The 16,194-nt window shown below is 60.9% G+C and carries 14 protein-coding genes; 10 read left to right on the top strand and 4 right to left on the bottom strand.

Annotated elements, in window-relative coordinates; all coding sequences use genetic code 11:
- Positions 1-289 precede the first annotated feature (289 nt).
- Genes LOY50_RS24795 through LOY50_RS24785 form a run of 3 tightly spaced genes read left to right on the top strand, consistent with a single transcriptional unit; the run spans position 290 to position 4,013 of the window.
- Positions 290-814 carry a (2Fe-2S)-binding protein gene (locus LOY50_RS24795; RefSeq protein WP_057451874.1) on the top strand — a complete coding sequence of 175 codons (525 nt, stop codon included), beginning with the start codon at positions 290-292 and terminating at the stop codon, positions 812-814.
- The gene (locus tag LOY50_RS24790; protein ID WP_258689433.1) at positions 811-1,812 is read left to right on the top strand and encodes a xanthine dehydrogenase family protein subunit M; all 1,002 of its coding nucleotides are present in this window, start codon (positions 811-813) and stop codon (positions 1,810-1,812) included. Before LOY50_RS24795 ends, LOY50_RS24790 begins: the two co-directional genes overlap by 4 nt.
- Complete coding sequence (locus LOY50_RS24785; RefSeq protein ID WP_258689432.1) at positions 1,812-4,013, top strand: xanthine dehydrogenase family protein molybdopterin-binding subunit; 2,202 nt, start codon at positions 1,812-1,814, stop codon at positions 4,011-4,013. The genes LOY50_RS24790 and LOY50_RS24785 overlap by 1 nt, the downstream gene beginning before the upstream one ends.
- On the opposite strand, the gene LOY50_RS24780 is transcribed toward LOY50_RS24785, so the two are convergent.
- Positions 4,010-5,248 carry an MFS transporter gene (locus LOY50_RS24780; protein ID WP_014340310.1) on the bottom strand — a complete coding sequence of 413 codons (1,239 nt, stop codon included), beginning with the start codon at positions 5,246-5,248 and terminating at the stop codon, positions 4,010-4,012. The genes LOY50_RS24785 and LOY50_RS24780 overlap by 4 nt on opposite strands.
- A 485-nt stretch (positions 5,249-5,733) precedes the next feature.
- Here LOY50_RS24780 and LOY50_RS24775 point away from each other — a divergent pair, with 485 nt between their 5' ends.
- From LOY50_RS24775 to LOY50_RS24765, 3 genes are read left to right on the top strand one after another with little or no spacing between them, the layout of a single operon-like run.
- On the top strand, positions 5,734-7,170 hold the full coding sequence (locus tag LOY50_RS24775) for a cytochrome ubiquinol oxidase subunit I (RefSeq protein WP_214512872.1): 1,437 nt from the start codon (positions 5,734-5,736) through the stop codon (positions 7,168-7,170).
- 3 nt (positions 7,171-7,173) lie between these two features.
- Positions 7,174-8,181, top strand: a complete 1,008-nt coding sequence (cydB, locus tag LOY50_RS24770; protein WP_018606753.1) for a cytochrome d ubiquinol oxidase subunit II — start codon at positions 7,174-7,176, stop codon at positions 8,179-8,181.
- A gap of 11 nt (positions 8,182-8,192) precedes the next feature.
- Positions 8,193-8,357: a DUF2474 domain-containing protein gene (locus LOY50_RS24765; RefSeq protein ID WP_258689430.1), complete on the top strand. Its 165-nt coding sequence runs from the start codon at positions 8,193-8,195 to the stop codon at positions 8,355-8,357.
- Positions 8,358-8,455: 98 nt separating this feature from the next.
- On the opposite strand, the gene LOY50_RS24760 is transcribed toward LOY50_RS24765, so the two are convergent.
- Positions 8,456-9,595, bottom strand: a complete 1,140-nt coding sequence (locus tag LOY50_RS24760) for a methyltransferase (RefSeq protein WP_258689428.1) — start codon at positions 9,593-9,595, stop codon at positions 8,456-8,458.
- 182 nt (positions 9,596-9,777) lie between these two features.
- Positions 9,778-10,491, bottom strand: coding sequence for an autoinducer binding domain-containing protein (locus LOY50_RS24755; RefSeq protein WP_258689427.1), 714 nt, complete (start codon positions 10,489-10,491; stop codon positions 9,778-9,780).
- Between the two features lie 282 nt (positions 10,492-10,773).
- Between LOY50_RS24755 and LOY50_RS24750 the strand changes: the two genes are divergently transcribed.
- Positions 10,774-11,550 (top strand): ferredoxin--NADP reductase, encoded by a 777-nt coding sequence (locus LOY50_RS24750; protein WP_258689426.1) that lies wholly within the window; start codon positions 10,774-10,776, stop codon positions 11,548-11,550.
- Positions 11,551-11,724: 174 nt separating this feature from the next.
- Here the strand turns inward: LOY50_RS24750 and mscL are convergent, their stop codons facing one another.
- On the bottom strand, positions 11,725-12,138 hold the full coding sequence (gene mscL / locus LOY50_RS24745; protein ID WP_214512867.1) for a large-conductance mechanosensitive channel protein MscL: 414 nt from the start codon (positions 12,136-12,138) through the stop codon (positions 11,725-11,727).
- A gap of 282 nt (positions 12,139-12,420) precedes the next feature.
- Between mscL and katB the strand changes: the two genes are divergently transcribed.
- The 3 genes from katB (at position 12,421) to radA (ending at position 16,072) form a co-directional block, all read left to right on the top strand.
- Complete coding sequence (gene katB / locus LOY50_RS24740; protein WP_253469544.1) at positions 12,421-13,962, top strand: catalase KatB; 1,542 nt, start codon at positions 12,421-12,423, stop codon at positions 13,960-13,962.
- Between the two features lie 152 nt (positions 13,963-14,114).
- Positions 14,115-14,663: an ankyrin repeat domain-containing protein gene (locus LOY50_RS24735; protein WP_214512907.1), complete on the top strand. Its 549-nt coding sequence runs from the start codon at positions 14,115-14,117 to the stop codon at positions 14,661-14,663.
- A gap of 41 nt (positions 14,664-14,704) precedes the next feature.
- Entirely contained in the window at positions 14,705-16,072 is a 1,368-nt protein-coding gene (gene radA / locus LOY50_RS24730; protein WP_003185644.1) for a DNA repair protein RadA, read from the top strand.
- The last annotated feature ends 122 nt before the right edge of the window (positions 16,073-16,194 follow it).

Here is a 16,194-nt window from a genome sequence, read left to right as displayed (position 1 = left end):
TGTTCCCGTTAACTTCAATGCAATCTGACCTACCGCTATCGCGAGCAGGCTCGCTCCCACAGGGATTTATGGTGGATGCAGGACTTATGAGCACCCGAGAACCAATGTGGGAGCGAGCCTGCTCGCGATGGCGTCAGCGCATTCAACTTCAATGCGAGCGAACCCACTGAAGGCGCTGGCTTCCAACGTCAATCATTTGCCTTGAACGCTTCGCCTCACCCTGAAGTCGTACCCCTTATGACGGCGGTTTCCCAAAACGCCGCGAGTATGACCAACCGTGAGGTGTTCCATGAGCGCGACCCTGTCCGAAGCGACGCCGGCGTCCTTCGTCCGTCATCCGATCCGCCTGACACTCAATGGCCAGGTGCGTGAGTTGCAAGTGCTGGCCTGGACCACGTTGCTGGACCTGCTGCGTGAGCAACTGGACCTGGTGGGCAGCAAGAAAGGCTGCGACCACGGCCAATGCGGCGCCTGTACGGTGCTGCGCGATGGCAAGCGGATCAATGCCTGCCTGACCCTGGCGGTGATGTGCGACGGTGCCGAATTGACCACCATCGAAGGCCTGGCCGGTGATGACGCATTGCATCCCATGCAGCAGGCTTTCATCACCCATGACGCGTTCCAGTGCGGTTACTGCACGCCGGGGCAGATTTGTTCGGCGGTGGGGCTGGCCAATGAGGGCAGGGCGCAGACCCGCGCGCAAATCAGTGAACTGATGAGTGGCAACCTGTGCCGCTGCGGGGCCTACACCCACATTTGTGATGCCATCGAAGAGGCATTGCCGCTTTGCCGGCAACCGGGAGGTGATCAATGAATCCCTTCCAGTACAGCAAGCCCGACACCGTGCAGGCGGCCGTCGATTTGTCGAGCCCGGTTTCCCGCTTCATCGCCGGTGGCACCAACCTGCTGGACCTGATGAAAGAGAACCTGACCCGCCCCGAGCACCTGATCGACATTACCGGGTTGCCCCTGGCGGACCTCAGTGAAACGCCGTCTGGCGGAGTGATGATCGGGGCCTTGGTGAGCAATGCCGACCTGGCCTGGCACCCGTGGATCGAGCGCCGCTATCCGCTGCTGGCCCAGGCCATCCTGGCGGGCGCCTCGCCGCAACTGCGCAACATGGCCAGCACCGGCGGCAACCTGCTGCAACGCACCCGCTGCTATTACTTCTATGACGCGAGCGTACCGTGCAACAAACGCCGGCCCGGCAGCGGTTGCCCGGCCCGGAACGGTTTGAACCGGATCCACGCGATTTTCGGTGCCAGCGATCAATGTGTCGCCACCCATCCCTCCGATATGTGCGTGGCCTTGGCCGCTCTGGAGGCGGTGGTCCATGTCCTGGGGCGGGGCGGGGCGCGGACCATCGAGTTCGCCGACTTCCACCGCCTGCCCGGCGACGCCCCGGAGCGCGATAACCAACTGGCCGACGATGAGCTGATCACCGCCATCGAGTTGCCTGCCGCCGGTTTTGCCGAGCATAGCCACTACCTGAAGGTCCGGGACCGCGCCTCCTACGCGTTTGCGCTGGTCTCGGTGGCGGCGGCGCTGGAACTGGATGGGTCGGTGATTCGCCAGGCGCGCCTGGCCCTCGGTGGCGTGGCGCACAAACCGTGGCGCGACCGGGCCGTGGAGAGCTGGCTGGTCGGACAGACCGTCAGTCGCGAAGCCTTCGCCGTCGCCGCCGATTCACTGCTGCAAGACGCCGAGCCGTTGGCGCACAACGGCTTCAAGATCCGATTGGCGCGCCGGGCAATTATCCGCGCCTTGAGCGATGCCGCGTTGGGTTGCGCACCGCAGGGAGGACAAGCCTGATGAACGCTCCGAGCAAATCCGTAGGGCAACCACTCGATAGGGTCGATGGCCTGCTCAAGGTGACGGGCCAGGCCCGTTATGCCGGCGAATACCCCGAGGACGGCTTGCTGCACGGCAGCGTCGTGTCCGGTACGGTCGCCCGTGGTCGCGTGCTGCGCATCGATGCTTCCCGCGCCCTGGCGCTGCCTGGCGTGGTCGCGGTCATCGACCACACCAACCGGCCGAGGATCGCCAGCTACGACGAACCCTACCAGGATGCCGATGCGGCGGACGGCTCGCCGTTCCGGCCGCTGTACAACGACCAGGTGCTCTACAGCGGCCAGCCCCTGGCCCTGGTGGTGGCGGAAAATCTTGAGTTGGCCCGGTATGCCGGTTCGCTGATAGACATCGAATACGCGGCCGAGGAGCATCAGACCGATCTGATAACCCTGCAAAACGACGCCCACCCAGCACCGGCTGAATTACCCAAGCCCCGTGGGAATTTTCAGGGCGAGTACGCCAGCTCCGCGCTCAGTGTGGATGTGTCCTACAGCACGCCGATTGAACACCACAACCCCATGGAGCCACATGCCTCCACCGTGCTGTATCAGCCTGACGGCAGCCTGCACATCCACGACAAGACCCAAGGTACGCAAAACGGTCAGGCCTATGTGCAAAAAGTCTTCGGGCTCGAGAAAGAGCAAGTGCGAGTGTTTGCCGCGTTTGTCGGCGGCGCCTTCGGTTCCGGGTTGCGCCCGCAATATCAATTGCCGTTGGCCGTGATGGCGGCACTGGCCCTCAAGCGTTCCGTGCGGGTCAGCCTGACGCGCCAGCAGATGTTTACCTTTGGCTATCGGCCGCGAACCCTCCAGCGCGTGCAACTGGGGGCGGCGGCCAACGGTCGCTTGCTGGCCGTGGCGCACAGCGCCGTCGGCCAGACCTCGCGCTTCGAGGATTTCACCGAGCATGTGGTGGAGTGGAGCGGCATGCTCTATCACTGCGACAACGTCGAGTTGACTTACAAACTGGTACCACTGGACGTCTACACGCCTTTGGACATGCGCGCACCCGGTGCCGCCCTCGGCTTGATCGGCCTGGAGTGCGCCATGGATGAACTGGCCTGTGCCCTGGCGATCGATCCGGTCCAATTGCGGTTGATCAACTACGCCGAACGCAACGAGAACGAAGGCAAGCCGTATTCCAGCAAGGAACTGCGTGAGTGTTATGCCCAAGGTGCCCGTCGTTTCGGCTGGGACAAGCGCAACCCGGAACCGCGCAGCATGCGTGAAGGCCGGCAACTGGTGGGTTGGGGCATGGCCGGTGGTGTGTGGGAGGCCATGCAGCAGAAGGCCAGCGCCCAGGCGTCATTGGATACCAATGGCAAGCTGACCGTCAGCAGCGCCACCACTGACATCGGCACCGGGACCTACACGGTCATGACCCAGATCGCCGCCGAGGCGTCAGGCGTTTCCCTTGAGGACGTCACGTTTGTCCTGGGGGATTCGTCGTTGCCCACCGCGCCGCTGCAGGGCGGCTCGTTCACCGTATCGTCGGTGGGCACCGCTGTGCAGCAGGCCTGTGAAGCGCTGAAGGAAAAACTCCTGGCCGTGGCTCGCCAGGCGTGTCCTGCCTTCAGTGGCGCGACCCTTGAGCAAGTGACGTTCATGGAGGGGCAGTTACGGCTGGGCGAAGCGAGTGTTGCATTAGCGGAGCTGGCGCACAAAAGCGGCGAGACGCCGTTGCAAGCCCAGGTCACTGCCGAGCCGGATGCAAAACGCCAGGCCTACGCCACGGCCACTCACTCGGCGGTGTTCGTCGAAGTGCGAGTGGATGAAGACCTGGGGACGGTGAAGGTCAACCGAGTGGTCAGCGCCATCGCCGCCGGCCGGGTCGTCAACCCGAAAACCGCCCGCAGCCAGATTCTCGGTGGCGTGGTGTGGGGCGTCGGCATGGCCTTGCACGAAGAAACCCTGACGGACCACGCCCTGGGTCGCCACATGAATCACAACCTGGCCGAGTATCACCTGCCGGTTAACGCCGACATTGGCGACATTGAGGTGATTTTCGTCGAGGAACATGACGAGATCGTCAATGCGCTCGGGTCCAAGGGCGTGGGTGAAATTGGCATCGTCGGAGTGGCTGCGGCGGTGGCCAATGCGATTTACCATGCCACCGGCAAGCGGGTGCGGGACTTTCCCATCACCCTCGACAAGCTGCTCTAGGCTTTTGCTTCATCCACCGGTTCGTGCATCCGGTCACGGTTGGCCAGGGTCGGGAACAGTTTGATCCAGGTTCCGGTGACCAGCAGCGTGCCGACGCCGCCCATGACCACCGCCGGCACGGTGCCGAACCAGTGGGCGGTGAGGCCGGACTCGAACTCGCCCAACTGGTTCGAGGCGCCGATGAACAGCCCGTTCACCGCGCTGACCCGACCGCGCATTTCATCCGGTGTTTCCAGCTGTACGAAGGAGGCGCGGATCACCATGCTGATCATGTCCGCCGCGCCCAGCACCACCAGCACCGCCAGGGAAAACCAGAACGAGGTGGAGAGGCCGAATGCAATGGTGGCGACGCCAAACACGCCCACCGCCGTGAACATCACCCGGCCGACCTTGCGCTCCACGGCAAACCGCGCCAGCCACAGCGACATCAGCAAGGCCCCGACCGCCGGTGCCGAGCGCAACAGGCCCAGGCCCCAGGGGCCGGTGAGCAGGATGTCCTTGGCAAACACCGGCAGCAACGCCGTCGCGCCGCCGAGCAACACCGCGAACAGGTCCAGGGAGATCGCCCCGAGAATGTCCGGGCGACTGCGGATGAAACGAATCCCGGCCAGCAACGAATCCAGCGTCGCCTTGCCTTTGTTCAGCGGCGTCTGCCGGGCGGGCAGGTTGAGCATCAGGCCGCAGGCGATGAGGTAAAGCAGCACCGTCGGCCCGTAGACCCAGACACTGCCGAAGGCGTAGAGCAAGCCGCCGAGCGCCGGGGCGACGATGGTGGCCGACTGCTGGGCCGATTGCGCGGCGGCCACGGCACGGGGAAACAGCGCAGCCGGCACGATGCTCGGCAGCAGCGCCTGGGTGGTCGGCATTTCGAAGGAGCGGGCGGCGCCCAGCAGGAAAGCGAGGATGAAGATCATCTCCCGCGTGACGTTGTCAGTGGCGCTGCCGATCACCAGTGCCAGGGCAATCATCGCCTGCAATGACTGGCAGATGGCCGCCACCTTGCGCCGGTCATAGCGGTCGGCCACATGCCCGGTGTGGAGCATGAACAGCACGCGCGGGGCAAATTCCACCAACCCCACCAGGCCAAGGTCCAGGACGTTGCCGGTCAGTTGATAGAGGTTCCAGCCGATGGCCACGGTGAGCATCTGGAAGCCGCTGGCGGTGAATATCCGGGCCAGCCAGAAGGCGATGAAGGGACGATGGTGACGGAGCAGCAGCGGCGCTTGGCTGGGCATCTATGACGGGTCCGGTGATGAAGGCTTCGAGATTATCACCGAGCTGTAACCGGAAGTTGCGATGGCTGGAAAAATAGTTAGCCAGACATCGATTTCAAGCTGACGCGGGCTTTTGTGGCGAGGGAGCTTGCTCCCGCTCGGTTGCGCAGCGACCGCAAAATCTTGGGGGCCGCTGCGCAGCCCAGCGGGAGCAAGCTCCCTCGCCACAGGGGATTGCGTGCATTTAGAGCGCTATTGCGACACTGAGACAACCTGTCACGCGACAAACGACCACGCCGTTCATCGACGAGAATGCGGCTACTCTTTGATCATTGCTTGATCCAGATCAACACCTTCCAGGGCGTTGGGCTGGCGGCCACCCGGCCAGAGTCCTGCGTTGTGACGGTTTTAAAAAAGAACGATTTGAAAAGCATCGCACTCCATATCCCTGGGGATAGTGATGCAGGCCCCGCCCGCAGCCGGTTTTACCTGACAGAGGAAGACTTATGTTCGGTTTGGAGGCGCTCGATCTCGCCCGAATCCAGTTCGCGTTCACCATCTCGTTCCACATCCTGTTCCCGGCCATCACCATTGGCCTGGCGAGTTACCTGGCGGTACTCGAAGGCTTGTGGCTCAAGACTCGCGATGACACCTACCGCGACCTGTACCACTTCTGGTCGAAGATCTTTGCCGTCAACTTCGGCATGGGGGTGGTGTCCGGGTTGGTCATGGCCTATCAGTTCGGGACCAACTGGAGTCGTTTCTCGGACTTCGCCGGTGCGGTGACCGGGCCGTTGCTGACCTACGAGGTGCTCACGGCGTTTTTCCTCGAGGCGGGTTTCCTGGGCGTGATGTTGTTCGGCTGGAATCGCGTCGGCCGCGGGCTGCATTTCTTTTCCACGGTCATGGTGGCGATCGGCACCCTGATCTCGACCTTCTGGATCCTGTCCTCCAACAGCTGGATGCAAACCCCCCAGGGTTACGAAATCATCGACGGCCGGGTGATCCCGGTGGACTGGCTGGCGGTGGTGTTCAACCCCTCGTTCCCTTATCGATTGCTGCACATGTCCACCGCTGCGTTCGTCGCCACGGCGTTCTTCGTCGGCTCGTCGGCGGCCTGGCATTTACTGCGCGGTCGCGATAACCCGGCCATCCGCCGGATGCTGTCGATGGCGATGTGGATGGCCTTGCTGGTGGCGCCGATACAGGCGGTCATCGGCGACTTCCATGGCCTGAACACCCTCAAGCATCAACCGGCGAAAATCGCCGCCATCGAAGGCCACTGGGAAAATGTCGGCAATGAACCGACCCCGCTGATCCTGTTCGGTCTGCCAGACATGAAGGCAGAGAAGACCAGATACGCCGTGGAAATTCCTTACCTGGGCAGCCTGATCCTGACCCACAGCCTGGACAAGCAGGTGCCGGCCCTCAAGGAGTTCCCGCCTGAGGACCGACCGAACTCGACCATCGTGTTCTGGTCGTTCCGGGTCATGGTCGGCCTCGGCTTGCTGATGATTTTCACAGGGCTTTGCAGCCTGTGGCTGCGCCGCAACGATCGGATCTATCAATCCCGGCCGTTCCTCTACATGGTGCTGTGGATGGGGCCGTCCGGACTGGTCGCGATCCTGGCCGGCTGGTTTACCACGGAGATCGGCCGCCAGCCGTGGGTGGTCTATGGCTTGATGCGCACGGCCGATGCCTCGTCCGGCCACAGCTTCGCTCAGATGAGCATCACCCTGGTGCTGTTCGTCGTGGTGTATTTCGCGCTGTTCGGTGCGGGCCTGAGCTACATGATGCGCCTGGTGCGCAAGGGGCCGGAGGCCCACGAAACCGAGCCGAGCGACGGTGGCCCGGGCCAGAAACGTACGCCGGCGCGGCCATTGTCGGCCGCCGATGACGGCGACGATGTGGACCACAACGACCGCTCGAACAAGGGGAATTGAGTCATGGGTATTGATCTTCCGCTGATCTGGGCCGTGGTCATCATCTTCGGCATCATGATGTACGTGATCATGGACGGCTTCGACCTGGGGATCGGCATTCTCTTCCCCTTCGTCAAGGGCGAGCGCGACCGCGACGTGATGATGAACACCGTGGCACCGGTCTGGGACGGTAACGAAACCTGGCTGGTGCTGGGCGGTGCCGGGCTGTTCGGAGCGTTTCCACTGGCTTATTCGGTGGTGCTCTCGGCGCTGTACCTGCCGTTGATCCTGATGCTCATCGGCCTGATCTTCCGCGGCGTGGCCTTCGAATTCCGCTTCAAGGCCAAGGCTGAGAAGCGTCACCTCTGGGACAAGGCATTCATCGGTGGCTCGCTGACGGCCACCTTCTTCCAGGGTGTGGCGCTAGGGGCGTTCATCGACGGCTTCGAGGTGGTCAATCGCCAGTTCGCCGGCGGCTCCCTGGACTGGTTCACGCCATTCACGATGTTCTGTGGCCTGGCGTTGATCGCCGCCTACGCGCTGCTCGGCTGCACCTGGCTGATCATGAAGACCGAGGGCAAGTTGCAAGAGCAGATGCATGACCTGGCCCGCCCGCTGGCGTTCGTGGTGCTGGCGGTGATCGGCATCGTCAGCATCTGGACCCCGCTGGCCCATGCGGACATCGCGGCCCGCTGGTTCACCTTGCCGAACCTGTTCTGGTTCCTGCCGGTGCCGATCCTGGTGCTGGTGACCATGTACGGATTGTTCCGCGCCGTGGCGCGCAACGCCAATTACACGCCCTTCATCCTGACCCTGGTGCTGATCTTCCTCGGCTACAGCGGCTTGGGCATCAGCCTGTGGCCGAACATTGTGCCGCCGTCCATCTCGATCTGGGACGCCTCGTCACCGCCCCAGAGCCAGGGTTTCATGCTGGTAGGCACGCTGTTCATCATTCCGTTGATCCTGGTGTACACCTTCTGGAGCTACTACGTGTTCCGCGGCAAGGTGACCCACGACGACGGCTACCATTGAGGGCGTCGAGCATGGGCAAACCTGACTTGAAAGACATCGAGGCCGCCGAACGCAAGCCGCTCTGGCTGCGACTCGGCTGGCTGGTGACGATCTGGACCGGTAGTGTGCTGGCGCTGTTCATCGTCGCCAGCCTGATGCGGATGTTCATGAATGCCGCGGGGCTGACGACTCACTGATCGCCCTGTGGGAGCGAGCTTGCTCGCGATGAGGACAATGCAGGCTCGCAGGAGCCGAGGTGCTTGCATCGCGAGCCAGCTTTGCTCCCACAGACGATTTATTTGCGGGCTTTGAGGATCACGAATTTCGGCGTGGCGGCCACTTGCTCGACACCGCGGAACAACCGCGCCAGTTTGCTGTGGTACCCCAGGTGCCGGTTGCCGACGATGTACAGCGCGCCGCCCACCACCAGCGCTTCGCGAGCCTGCTGGAACATCCGCCAGGCGAGGAAATCGCCCACCACTTGCTGCTGGTGGAAGGGCGGATTGCACAGCACCACGTCCAGTGACTGTGCCTCTTGTCCGGCCAGGCCATCATCGGCCCGCAGGGTCACTTCGCGTTCGCCCAGGGCTGCACGCCAATTATCGGCGGCCGATTGCACGGCCATATACGACTCGTCCACCAGGGTGTAGTGGGCCTCGGGGTTTTGCAGGGCGCTGGCGATGGCCAGCACGCCGTTGCCGCACCCCAGGTCCGCGACCCGGGCCGTCCCGAGGTTTTTCGGCAGATGTGGCAGGAACGCGCGGGTGCCGATGTCCAGGCCTTCGCGGCAGAACACATTGGCGTGGTTGAGCAGCTCGATCTTCGGCTCGTCCAGCCAGTAACGCGTGGGGTAGGGCGATATGATCGGCGCACTGCCTTGTGAAGAGCCGGGTTGTGGCGTAGCGATCAACAGCCGTGCTTTTTTCACCGCCAGGGAGGCCTGCACCGGGCCGATATACCGCTCCAGCAAATCGCCAGCGGCCCGGGGCAGGTGCTTGATCATGGCCCCGGCAATCACTTGGGCGCCTGGCGCGAGTTGGCCTTGCAGGCGAATCAGCTGTTCCTCCAGCAAGGCCAGGGTTTTCGGTACTTTGATCAGGACGCGATCGAACGGGCCGGTCAGTGACTCGCTGGCAGGTAGCGTTGGCACCGCATCGAAGGGGCGGCCGTTGCGCACCAGGTTTTTCTCCAGCGCCTGCAAAGCAAGGAAGGAGTCACCGCTGCTGGTCACCAGGACGTTGCCCGCCAGGCTGGCCGCCAGGGCGCCGAAGCCGTCATTGAGCACCAGGACCCGAGTCTGCGCGCTCGGCTGTTGTTCGGCCAGGTGCGCGAGCAGGTATTCGTCGGCCGCATCGAAGGCTTGCAGCGGTTCGTTCTGCTGTTCGGGTTGGCGGATCAGGTCGAGTTGAGCGAAGGGGCTATCGAGCAGGGGCATGGCTGGGGACTCTGGAGATCAACGAGTGTCCCGCTGCCTGGAGATAGGTGTCTGTGCGGGACCTCCTGAATGAACGGCGTCGCGTGCAAGAAGCGGCATCATCCAAGTGGAACCGTAAATGGTACGTTTTTTTGTCGCACATTACTCGTGGGTTTTTCAGCTCGACAGTGTCGTGCCACGGGTCAGATCACATGGATCTGGGCGGCTTTAGCCACCGCTGAAATCTTATTGCTGACGTTCAGTTTTCGCATGCAACTGCACACATGGAAATTCACGGTCCGTTCGGAAAGACAAAGGATCCTGCCCACTTCCGAGGCCGTCTTGCCTTCGGCAGACCACCTCAATACTTCGATCTCTCTGGGGGACAAGTGACATTTTGGCTGGACTGCGGTGGCGTCCGCCAGTTTTTTGCTGGCAAGCGCATGCAGCTTTTGACTGGCGAAGATGGCGTAGCCGAGATTGCCATAATGCTCCTCGATATCAATGGGACAATGGGTTCGTGCAAGGCTGAACAGGCTGGACTGTGCCCCTTGTTCGTCATGAACGGCCTGGGTCCAGCCGTACTTGAGTCCTTGTCGATTAAGTTCTCGCCATAACTTAGGGGCCTGAACGAAAACATTCTCATTCCACATGATCGGAAGTGGTGATTGATTGCAGTGTGCTACTATTGGGTCGTTCGATGCATAACCATTTTGTTCATAAAGCCGCTCCCATCCATAAGGGTAATTATTCAGGTTCACCTTACTGGTGTGATTGTTGGGGCTGCCTAAGTAGGCTGAAAATGCACAATAGTCAAATCCTTGATTGTTAAAGAAATTCACTACTAGACGATAGGCCGTCTGCAGGTCTTTTTCACAGGATAACTTCCTCAGCAACAAGTCCTTCCACCTGTCCATCGCTTTCTCCTGGGTTTGATTCGTCCATGCGGATCCAATCCCTGATGCGAATTTTTATTGTAGGACTTTTCCTAACTTGTAGTGAGATTTTTTTTAACTAGCTTACAGAATTGTAATGTATTAGTTCTGCAGATTGATTTCTTTTGCAGTGTTCTAACTTTGTACAGTTTTGGTAAAAGTTTTAGATGGGGCGAGTGCAACTAAAATGCTATTACTTGCCCGTCGGTGGTGAAAAGGTTCACTTTGCGGGACACTGTATGTCTTGTCCCATAGGAGTGGCTCATGACCGACAGCGCAGAGAAGTTCACCCGCCAAACCCTGCTCGATGTCCAGCCGTTGACGCCTCATCTGTTTACGTTGCGCACGACCCGGGATCGCGGCTTTCGCTTTCGGGCGGGACAGTTCGCCCGGCTGGGCGTCGTCAAGGCGGATGGGACCACTGTCTGGCGGGCGTACTCCATGGTGTCGTCGCCGTTCGACGAGTTCCTCGAATTCTTTTCCATCGTGGTTCCCGATGGCGAGTTCACCAGTGAGCTCAGCCGCCTGCAGCCGGGTGACGAACTGTTGGTGGATCGCCAGGCTTTCGGCTACTTGACGCTGGATCGCTTTGTCGATGGTCGGGATTTGTGGCTGCTGTCTACCGGGACGGGTGTGGCGCCGTTCCTTTCTATCCTCCAGGATTTTGAGGTCTGGGAAAAATTCGAGCGAATCATCCTGGTGTACAGCGTGCGCGAGGCGCAGGAGCTGGCGTATCAGGCGTTGATCAAGGAACTGTCCCAGCGCGACTACCTGGCCGAGTACGCTCATAAGTTTCGTTTCATTGCGACCGTCACCCGTGAGCAGCATCCGGGGGCGCTCAATGGGCGGATCACCACGCTGATCGAAAATGGCGAACTGGAGCGGGCGGCCGGCGTAGCGCTGGCGCCGGAGCATTCGCGAGTGATGCTGTGCGGCAACCCGCAAATGATCGATGACACGCGCAAACTGCTCAAGACCAGGGGGCTGCAGTTGAGCCTGACCCGTCGGCCGGGGCAGGTGGCGGTGGAAAACTACTGGTAGGAAACCCACGCATGTAGGAGCTGTGTAGGAGCTGTCGAGTGCAACGAGGCTGCGATCTTTCCCCAGACACTTGAGTCTCAAGCGAAAGATCAAAAGATCGCAGGCTTCGCTAGCTCCTACAAAACCCAGCGCGAGCTTGCTCCCTCGCCACAGGTTCTATCGATGGAGGGAGGTTCAGGGCCGCTCGTTCTGGGCCTTGAGCAGGTCGCGAATTTCGGTGAGCAGCAGTTCTTCCTTGGTCGGAACAGGAGGCGCGCTGGGGGCCACGGCTTCTTCGCGCTTGAGGCGGTTGATCGCCTGGACGCCCATGAAAATGGCGAACGCCACGATGATGAAGTCGATGGTGCTTTGGATGAATTTACCGTAGGCCAGCATAACGGCAGGCGCATCACCCTGGGCGGCCTTGAGGGTGATGGCCAGGTCACTGAAGTCCACTCCACCAATCAGCAGGCCGATGGGAGGCATGACCACGTCGCCAACGAATGACGAAACGATTTTGCCGAAAGCGGCACCGATGATGATCCCGACGGCCATGTCGACGACATTGCCTTTGACCGCGAAGGCCTTGAACTCGCTTAGCACGCCCATGAGTTATTCCTTGTGACAGATTAAAGATGAGTGGCAGTGTAAGTCAGCCCAACGAGTCTTGCTCGAAACGCCTGCTTACAAAGCTTCAATTATCGACCTGGTCCTGGGTGAAAAGTTTTCAAAGTGCCATCAATCGCGCGTGATACGCGGTTTCAGCCTGGCACCCCACAACGTTTTTTCTATCGACGCGGTACGGCATTTCTATTTAGGTTTTCCTTTATCGAGCACTAGCCTCTGGATGGCGCACATGGATGCGCTCTATAACATCAGAGGAACACGCCTATGAACACTTCCCTTGGCCACGGGGCTTATTCCCATCGCCGCGCTTTTTTTGTGCTGACCGCGAGCCTTTTGTCCTTGTCTGTCAACGCGGCCACCCTGACCCGGGACAACGGTGCGGCTGTCGGCGACAACCAGAACTCGCAAACGGCAGGCCCCAACGGCCCGACCTTGCTGCAAGACGTGCAGTTGATCCAGAAGCTCCAGCGCTTTGACCGTGAGCGCATCCCTGAGCGCGTGGTGCATGCCCGAGGGACCGGCGCCCACGGTACCTTCACGGTTTCCGACGATCTCAGCGACCTGACCAAGGCCAAGGTTTTTGCCGCAGGCCAGGTCACGCCAGTGTTCGTGCGCTTTTCTGCCGTGGTGCATGGCAATCATTCGCCGGAGACCCTGCGCGACCCCCGTGGTTTCGCCACGAAGTTCTACACTGCCGACGGTAATTGGGACTTGGTGGGTAACAACTTCCCGACCTTCTTCATCCGCGATGCCATCAAGTTTCCGGACATGGTCCACGCCTTCAAACCCGACCCTCGGACCAACCTGGACGATGACTCACGCCGCTTCGATTTCTTCTCCCATGTTCCAGAATCGACCCGCACCCTGACCGAGTTGTATTCCAACTCCGGGACGCCGGCCAGTTACCGCGAGATGGACGGTAACGGTGTACATGCCTACAAACTGGTTAACACCAAGGGTGAAGTTCACTACGTGAAATTTCATTGGAAAAGTTTGCAGGGCCTGAAAAATCTCGATCCGAAAGAAGTTGTGAAAGTTCAGGGTCAAGATTACAGCCATATGACAAATGATCTGGTGAATCATATTAATAAGGGCGACTTCCCGAAGTGGGACTTGTACGTCCAGGTGCTCAATCCAGAGGACCTTGCCAAGTTTGACTTCGACCCACTGGACGCGACCAAGATCTGGCCGGGTGTGCCTGAGCGCAAAGTCGGGCAAATGGTCTTGAACCGCAATCCGGCGAATGTCTTCCAGGAAACCGAGCAGGTGGCCATGGCGCCGGCCAATCTTGTACCGGGTATCGAACCTTCCGAAGATCGTTTGCTCCAGGGACGAGTATTTTCCTACGCTGACACGCAGATGTATCGCCTGGGTGCCAATGCCCTGCAACTGCCGATCAACGCCCCCAAGGTGGCGGTGAACAACGGTAACCAGGACGGCGCGATGAACCCTGGCAGCACCAGCACCGGAGTGAATTATCAGCCGAGCCGCCTGACGCCGCGTGAAGAACCACAAGCAGCACGCTACAGCCAGACCGCGCTGAGCGGCAGCACCCAGCAAGCGAAGATCCAGCGTGAGCAGAACTTCAAGCAGGCCGGTGATTTGTATCGTTCGTTCAGCAAGAAAGAGCGTGATGACCTGATCGACAGCTTCGGCGGCTCTTTGGCGACCACCGATGACGAGAGCAAGCACATCATCCTGTCGTTCCTCTACAAGGCTGACCCTGAGTACGGCACTGGCGTGGCTCGTGTCGCCAAAGGTGACTTGGCCCGGGTCAAGGCCCTGGCGGAAAAACTGACTGACTGATCCACAGCCAGGCAGGTGCATGACCTGTGGGAGCAAAGCTTGCTCGCGAAACAGGTGCTGGGGTCTGAAACCAGACCGAGTTGTCTGCATCGCGGGCAAGCCTTGCTCCCACAACCATGCCCCCACAGTCATCTGCCAGAGGAGACGTCATGATGCGCAGATTTCTTTTATCGATGCTTGCGACCTGGTCAATGAGCGTACTGGCCGATCAGCCAATACCCACTGAACCGGCCGCCGTACAAGAGCAGTTGCAAAACTATTACTTCGACGCCGCTCGCCGCGGCGATGTGCCGATGCTCGAGACTTTTATCGAGGCCGGTTATTCGCTCAATACCCAGGATGAAAAGGGCTACACCGCGCTGATTTTGGCGGCTTATCACGGCCACGGCCCCGCGGTGGAGCGGCTGCTGGCCGCGGGTGCCGATGCCTGTGCCCAGGACAAACGTGGCAACACGGCGTTGATGGGCGCGATTTTCAAGGGCGAAGTGCAGATTGCGCGGCGTTTGTTGTCCACCGATTGCAGCCCGGACCAACGCAACGGTGCCGGGCAGACCGCGGCGATGTATGCCGGCCTGTTCAAGCGCGATGAGTTGCTCGACGCCTTGAAGGCCAAGGGCGCCGATCTGCAGGCCCAGGACCCGTTGGGCAATACCGCGGTGGATCTGGCGAGGGGTGAAATCAGAATGCCGGCCCCGCGCTGACGTCCCCTAGGCTATCATCGCGGTTTTTCTCCGGAGTTCAGATGGCCAAGGCAAAGCGCATGTACGGCTGCACCGAGTGCGGCTCGACCTTTCCCAAATGGGCCGGCCAGTGCAGCGAATGCGGGGCCTGGAACACCCTGACTGAAACCATGGTGGAAAGCGGCGGCGCGGCGGCACCCACCGGTCGCACGGGCTGGGCCGGTCAGCAGGCGCAGATCAAGACCCTGGCCGAAGTCAGTGTCGAAGAAATTCCGCGTTTCTCCACTGCATCCGGAGAACTGGACCGCGTGCTCGGCGGCGGTTTGGTGGACGGTTCGGTGGTGCTGATCGGCGGCGATCCGGGCATCGGCAAATCCACCATCTTGTTGCAAACCTTGTGCAACCTCGCCACCCGCATGCCGGCGCTGTACGTCACTGGCGAAGAATCCCAGCAGCAGGTCGCCATGCGCGCCCGGCGCCTGGGCTTGCCCCAGGACCAGTTGCGGGTCATGACCGAGACCTGCATCGAGACCATCATCGCCACGGCGCGCCTGGAAAAACCCAAGGTGATGGTGATCGACTCGATCCAGACCATTTTCACCGAACAGCTGCAATCGGCCCCGGGCGGCGTGTCCCAGGTGCGCGAAAGTGCGGCGTTGCTGGTGCGCTACGCCAAGCAGAGCGGCACGGCGATTTTCCTGGTGGGCCACGTCACCAAGGAAGGCGCGCTGGCGGGGCCACGCGTGCTGGAGCACATGGTCGATACCGTGTTGTATTTCGAAGGCGAATCCGATGGTCGCCTGCGTTTGCTGCGGGCGGTGAAGAACCGCTTTGGTGCCGTGAACGAACTGGGTGTGTTCGGCATGACCGACAGAGGCTTGAAAGAAGTCTCAAACCCTTCGGCGATCTTTCTGACGCGTGCCCAGGAAGAAGTCCCCGGTAGCGTGGTCATGGCAACGTGGGAAGGCACCCGGCCGATGCTGGTCGAAGTGCAAGCGCTGGTGGACGACAGTCACCTGGCGAACCCGCGCCGGGTCACCCTGGGCCTGGATCAGAATCGGTTGGCCATGTTGCTGGCGGTGCTGCATCGACACGGCGGGATTCCGACGCACGACCAGGACGTGTTCCTCAACGTCGTGGGCGGGGTCAAGGTGCTGGAAACCGCGTCCGACCTGGCGTTGATGGCCGCAGTCATGTCCAGCCTGCGCAACCGGCCGCTGCCCCACGACCTGTTGGTGTTCGGCGAAGTGGGGCTGTCGGGCGAAGTACGGCCGGTGCCCAGTGGCCAGGAGCGACTCAAGGAAGCGGCCAAGCACGGTTTCAAACGCGCCATCGTGCCCAAGGGCAACGCGCCGAAGGAAGCCCCGCCGGGGTTGCAGATCATTGCCGTGACGCGCCTGGAACAGGCGTTGGATGCGTTGTTCGAATAGTACAGAGGCTTGTGCAGGCTTTTGTGGCGAGGGAGCTTGCTCCCGCTGGGCTGCGCAGCAGACCTGAAATCTGCATCTCGGTGTGTCAGGCTGATTGAATTGCTGCTTTTGGGGCTGCTACG

Source organism: Pseudomonas sp. B21-010, from assembly GCF_024749325.1.
Lineage (GTDB): Bacteria > Pseudomonadota > Gammaproteobacteria > Pseudomonadales > Pseudomonadaceae > Aquipseudomonas > Aquipseudomonas kilonensis.
The sequence above is the reverse complement of the archived record's forward strand: the minus strand, read 5'-3'. Positions and strand labels throughout refer to the sequence as shown.